We start from the raw sequence: 6,338 nt of genomic DNA on the forward strand, positions 1-6,338 counted from the left end.
AGCTAGGTGTGTCTATAGAAATTTTAGGATATAACTATGCCATAATAATAGCAGACTCAGAAGAAAAAATAAATCGTTTATTAGGCTATCCAGAAATAGAGTATATAGAAAAGCCATTTGTATTAGAAACTCAAGATGTACAAAGTTTTTCTAGTACAGGAATAGCAAGATTCAAACAACGTAATGGATTAACAGGTAAAGGCACTATACTTGGAGTTATAGATTCAGGGATTGATTATAATTTACCAGTGTTTATAGATAAAGATGGAAACTCTAAAATACTTTATTATTGGGATCAATCCATACAGGGAACTCCTCCAGTTGGATTTCAAGAAGGAGCACTATATACAAATGAAGATATAAATAGAGCAATTAAAGGAGAAACAATAATACCTATATCACCAACCAGTAGCCATGGAACGCATGTTACAGGAATTTGTGCAGAAATAGCAAATGAAGCAAGTATAATAGCTGTAAGAGTTGGAAGGCGAGTAACAGATACATTTTCTAAAAGTACAGAATTTATGAGAGCTATAAAATTTATACTAGATAAAGCATTAGAGTTAAAAATGCCGATAGCAATAAATATAAGTTATGGAAGTAATGAAGGTTCTCATAGAGGTTTATCTTTATTTGAACAATATATTGATGATATGTGTTCATTTTGGAAAAATAATATAGTAGTTGCAGCAGGAAATAATGGAGATAAAGGTGGACATAAAAACATAAATATTAAAGATACTGGTAGAAATACAGAAGTAGAATTTGTAGTAGGAGAAAATGAAAAATTATTGAATCTAAATATATGGCCAGATTTTATAGATGATTTTAGTGTATATTTAGTAAGCCCATCTAATGTAAAAACACAGCCTATTTCATTAACATCAGGGGAAGTAAGAAATACTATAGGTTCAACTAAAATAAAAGGATACTTTTATCCAATAGCTCCATATTCTTTAACAAGAAGAGTAACTATGCAAATGAGCTCTCCAATATCAATAAATCAGGGAATATGGAAATTGGTATTTGAGCCTATAAATATAGTGAATGGAAATATTGATATATACTTACCGACTTCAGAAGGAATAAGTAAAAATACGAGATTTTTGACTCCAACAAAAACCCTAACTGTCACGGTACCGGGTACAGCAAAAAAAGTTATAACTGTTGGAAGTTTTAACTCTAGAACAGACACTGTATCTATATTTTCAGGAGAAGGTGATATAGAAAATGGAATTTATAAACCGGATCTTCTAGCACCAGGAGAGGATATAGTATCAGTTTTACCGGGTGGGAATATAGGAGCTTTAACAGGTACTAGTATGGCAACGCCACATGTTACAGGTTCTGTAGCTTTACTGATGGAATGGGGAATTGTAGATAAAAATGATTTATTTTTATACTCACAAAAAATGAAGGCTTTACTAACTAAATATGCAAGAAGAAATCCTTTGTATATTTTCCCAAATAACTCTATGGGATATGGATTTTTGGATTTATCTGATATCAATTTATTTAATATATCCCAAGTGAATCAAGATATATATTAAACTACTGAACAAGCATAAATATTATAAGATAGGATAGTCAATAATATGTCCATCTGGTGATCTAAGTTAGATAAAATAAAAATAGTATGCTTATAGATGATTAAAACCCTATCTAAGCATACTATTTTTATTTTATTTATACCTTACAACTGGGGTTATAAATGCCGCACCATCTAAAGATTGGAAGACTTGGAAACTTGCGAAGTTCCCCATGAGATATAGTGTGTATATTCTGTTTGGATTTATAGCAATACGGTTACTTCTTAATAATCGATTATTTTGCGAAAGCTCTATATTTATTTTATAAAACTGTGATGGCATTTCTATATATTCTGTAATTTCTCTGAAATCAACATTAGAAAATAAAATAGAGTCATAGGCTAGTATGTTTAGTTCAGGAAGATTAGGTGATAAGTGAACGACTCTAACTTTTGAATTATTTCCACTAGCTCCTTCTTTATCTTCAGGAATAAGTAACAATTCAATGTAATCATAATTTCCTGTCATAGCAAGGGTAGCGAATTCTCCATTTTTCACTTCTATATTTTGGCGTAGTATAGGATTTTCTTTTGTCATAGTAACAAAAACTGTTACTTCATAACTCCCCTCTGGAACATAAAGATAAGGGCTAAATTGTGTAAAGAACACCCTATTAAAGAATAAACTACCATTTAGATATATATCTACAGGCATAATTCCAGGAACTGCATGCAAAAACCGAATTAATGAATATTCATCAGTAAATTTTTTCATTATAAATCTCTCCAATACTTAATAATATATAATACTATGATATTGTTAAAATTTTTTTTTGATACTACATTATTTACTCGGTATAGTTATATATTCAAAAATTTCAAAATAAAGCAGCTTCCATTAGGACTATTGATAAATTTAAATACATATATATAATACAAATATTTATAATCACAAGAATTAACAGTTACATCATGATACTTAAATTGAAAGTATTTTTAAGTCATAACGATATTATAAAATGCCATCATTATTCGTAATTTAAAGGTTAATATCTAAAATTTTTATTAAGCAATACAGTGTATAAGAATACTATATCAGTTAGTAAAGTTAAATTTTACAGTTTTAAAAGAGTGAATTGTATAGTGAGGTGTTTATTATAGATTATGAAGTAGTAGTAAAATATAACGGAGATATCCTAAGATTAGAAAATGAGATTGGTGTATCTGTAGAAATTCTAGGATACAACTATGCAATAATAATTGCAGACTCAGACAAAAAAATAAAGAAGTTATTAAATTATTCAGAGATAGAGCATATAGAAAAACCCTTTATATTAGAAAAACAAGATACTGAAAGTTTTTCTAGCACACAAATAACAGAATTTAAGAAAAGTAATAAATTGACAGGAAAGGGAGTTATACTTGGTGTTATAGATTCGGGTATAGACTATAGTTTATCAGTATTTAAGGATTCACATGGAAAATCCAAAATACTTTATTATTGGGATCAATCCATAGATGGTATTCCTCCGGAAGGATTTAAAGAAGGAACATTATACACAAACAAAGATATAAACAAAGCAATTAAAAGAGAAACAAAAATACCTATATCAGCAACTAGTAGTCATGGTACACATGTGACAAGAATTTGTGCAGATATAGCAAATGAAGCAAGTATAATAGCTGTAAGAGTTGGAAAAACAAATACAGATACGTTATCAAAAAGTACAGATTTCATGAGAGCTATAAAATTTATACTAGATAAAGCATTAGAATTAAAAATGCCTGTAGTAATAAATATAAGTTATGGAAGTAATGAAGGTTCTCATAAAGGGTTATCTTTATTTGAACAATATATCAATCACATGTGTTCATTTTGGAAAAATAATATAGTAGTTGCAGCAGGAAATAATGCAGATAAGGGTGGACATAAAAGTATTAATATTAAAAATAAAGATAAAAAAGTAGAGGTAGAGTTTAAAGTAGGAGAAGATGAAAAATTATTGAATTTAAATATATGGCCAGGCTTTATAGATGATTTTAGTATTTATTTAGTAAGTCCATCTAAGGCAAAAACAAAGTCAATTTCATTAATATCAGGAGAAATAAAAAATATTATAGGAAGAACTAAAATAAAAGGATATTTCTATCCAACAACTCCATATTCTTTGACAAGAAGAGTAAGGATACAAATGAGTTCTAAAACATCAATAAGTCCAGGTATATGGAAGTTAGTATGTGTACCTATGAGCGTAATCACTGGAAATATAAATATATACTTACAAACTGCAGAAGGGATTTCAAAAAATACAAGGTTTTTAAAACCAGATAAGGATCTAACTGTAACAGTTCCAGGAACCGCAAGCAAAGTAATAACTGTTGGAAGCTATAACTTAACAACTCATAAAGTATCTAGATTTTCAGGCGAAGCTTATATAAATAAAGATTTATATAAGCCAGATATATTAGCGCCAGGAGAAGATATAGCATCAGTACTATCAAGAGGAAATATAGCGCCATTAAGTGGAACCAGTATGGCAGCTCCACATATAACTGGAGTTGTAGCACTTCTTATGGAGTGGGGGATAGTACACAAAAATAATGTATTTTTATATTCACAAAATCTTAAGTCAGCTTTAGTAAAATATGCAAAGAAAAATCCTAAGGATAGTTGTTCAAATAATTTAATGAGATGTGGATTATTAGATCTATCAGATATTAATTTAGATAGTATAGTTCAAATGAATAAACAAGAAATCATCAGACATAGAAATTCAAAAATAAATAAATTAAATAAAAAATATAGAATAACACCGTATGTTAATAAAGCAACAAATTTAAGATTTGGAGCAAATATAATTCACACTCTAAAGTTTGAGGAAGAGCTTCAAGCATTAAATATACCAGTTAGATATTATAAAATAGGTGATAATTTAGGAGTAGTATTTTTAAATCCAGAAGATCAAAGTTATATTTCTAATATTTTCAATTTAGAATCAGTATTAGAGTCTCAAATTAATATAATATTAACTTTATTAGGAGAAATAAGTCCAGGAATATCACAAGGAGTCGTTGCAACCGAAGATATAGGTGCTAACTTTTTCAAAAATAATCCAAATATATCTGTAACAGGAAGAGGTGTAGCTATATGCATTGCAGATTCAGGTATAGATTATTTACATGAAGATTTTATATATCCAGATGGAACATCAAAAATACGATACTTATGGGACCAAACAAAAGATGGAAATCCACCGAAAGGATATGTAATTGGAACAGAATATACTAGAGAAGATATAAATAAGGCAATCGAAAATAAAGATTCAAGTTTATCAACAGATAAAGAAGGGCATGGAACTATGATAAGTGGAATATGTGCAGGGCTAGGAAGAAAAAATAGTGAATATGCGGGTGTAGCAGAAGATGCAGAGTTAATAGTAGTGAAGTTAGGGAAAATAGAAGGAGAATATACTAGTGCAAATTTAATTGCAGCAACTCAATATTTTTATCAAAAATCATATGAAGAAAACATACCAATTGTAATTAATTATGCGATAGGAAATAATGGTATGGCGGGAAGAACATCTACAAAAATAGTGGGAAGCACCTTTTTTGAAAGAGGAATATATATTGTATCAGCAGCAGGGAATGAAGGAAATACTCAAACACATACGTCAGGAAAAGTTGAATTTAAAGGACAAATAAAGAATATAGAGTTAGAATTAACACAGGATGAAGATATTCTAGATATAGATATATGGATAAATAAACCGGATGTAGTAAGTGTAGTATTAGTATCTCCAACAGGAGAACAAAGCAAGATATTAATACAGTCAGATTATAGGCCAGTAAGAGGTTTGTTTGATTTACAAGGAACCTCTTATTCAATGATATATATATATCCTACAGACTTTTCAGGGCAAGAATATGTTAGAGTAAATTTAACTAAAGTAAAAAAAGGAATTTGGAACATAAGATTAATTGGAGAGTATATAACAAATGGAATTTATCACGCATACTTACCAAACAGAGTACTTTTAAAACCAGGAACTAAATTTAGAGAAGTTGACCCTTTATATACAATAAACTATCCAGGGACATATGAGGAACACATAACTGTAGGAGCATATGACACTATTAACAATAGTTTATGGGGAAAATCTTCAAGAGGACCAACAATAATAGAAACGTATAAACCAGATATAGTTGCTCCAGGGGTTAATATAATAGCACCTTATCCAGGAAATACATATGCAACGATAACAGGAACATCACCATCAACAGCATATGTATCAGGTGCAGCAGCTCTTTATATGCAGTATACTTTAGTAGATGGAATATATCCGACTAAGTCATTTTCTCAAAAGCTAAAAACATATCTCAAGGCAGGAGCAAAAAGAAATATTGATATAACTTATCCTAATACTGGTTATGGTTATGGGATATTAGACATAAGAGGAATGTTTGAACAATTAAAATAAAATAGGAGATTATATATGACAAAGTCTTATATTATAATTTATGAAGGATCAGAATTGGAATTAGCAAATTCACTGAAAGAAAATAATATAGATACATATGTTATATTGAATAATCAACTTGCCGTAATATATGTGCCTATAGATTTAGATGAAGAAAAATTAAATGAAATATCAGGAATCGCAACCTGGGAAGAATCAACAACAATGAGTTCTTTAATACAGATAACTAATAATCTTCAAGAAGGAGTAACTCCTACAGTTGCAGCAGGAACAGATTATATATATAACAACCCATATATAATATCTTCAGGAAAAGGTGTAATTATTGC

General features: G+C 29.3%; 3 protein-coding genes and 1 pseudogene. 3 read left to right on the forward strand and 1 reads right to left on the reverse strand.

Annotation, left to right across the window (positions count from 1 at the left end):
- The coding region (locus tag AC11VW_RS10835) for a S8 family serine peptidase (RefSeq protein ID WP_484301432.1) at nt 1-1,550 on the forward strand (1,550 nt) is incomplete at its 5' end.
- 132 nt (nt 1,551-1,682) lie between these two features.
- Here AC11VW_RS10835 and AC11VW_RS10840 read toward each other — a convergent pair.
- Nucleotides 1,683-2,303, reverse strand: coding sequence for a DUF4397 domain-containing protein (locus tag AC11VW_RS10840; protein ID WP_484301433.1), 621 nt, complete (start codon nt 2,301-2,303; stop codon nt 1,683-1,685).
- Nucleotides 2,304-2,676: 373 nt separating this feature from the next.
- Between AC11VW_RS10840 and cspBA the strand changes: the two genes are divergently transcribed.
- Nucleotides 2,677-6,009 carry a bifunctional germination protease/germinant receptor pseudoprotease CspBA gene (gene cspBA / locus AC11VW_RS10845; RefSeq protein WP_484301434.1) on the forward strand — a complete coding sequence of 1,111 codons (3,333 nt, stop codon included), beginning with the start codon at nt 2,677-2,679 and terminating at the stop codon, nt 6,007-6,009.
- A 15-nt stretch (nt 6,010-6,024) separates the two neighbouring features.
- Nucleotides 6,025-6,338 (forward strand): annotated as a pseudogene (locus tag AC11VW_RS10850) (bile acid germinant receptor pseudoprotease CspC); the annotation flags it as partial.

It is taken from the genome of Romboutsia sp. (assembly GCF_056995035.1).

What these genes read in the sequence shown, in the direction of transcription:
- AC11VW_RS10840 (WP_484301433.1), bottom strand. Translation starts at nt 2,303, where the DNA reads ATGAAAAAATTTACTGATGAATATTCATTAATTCGGTTTTTGCATGCA.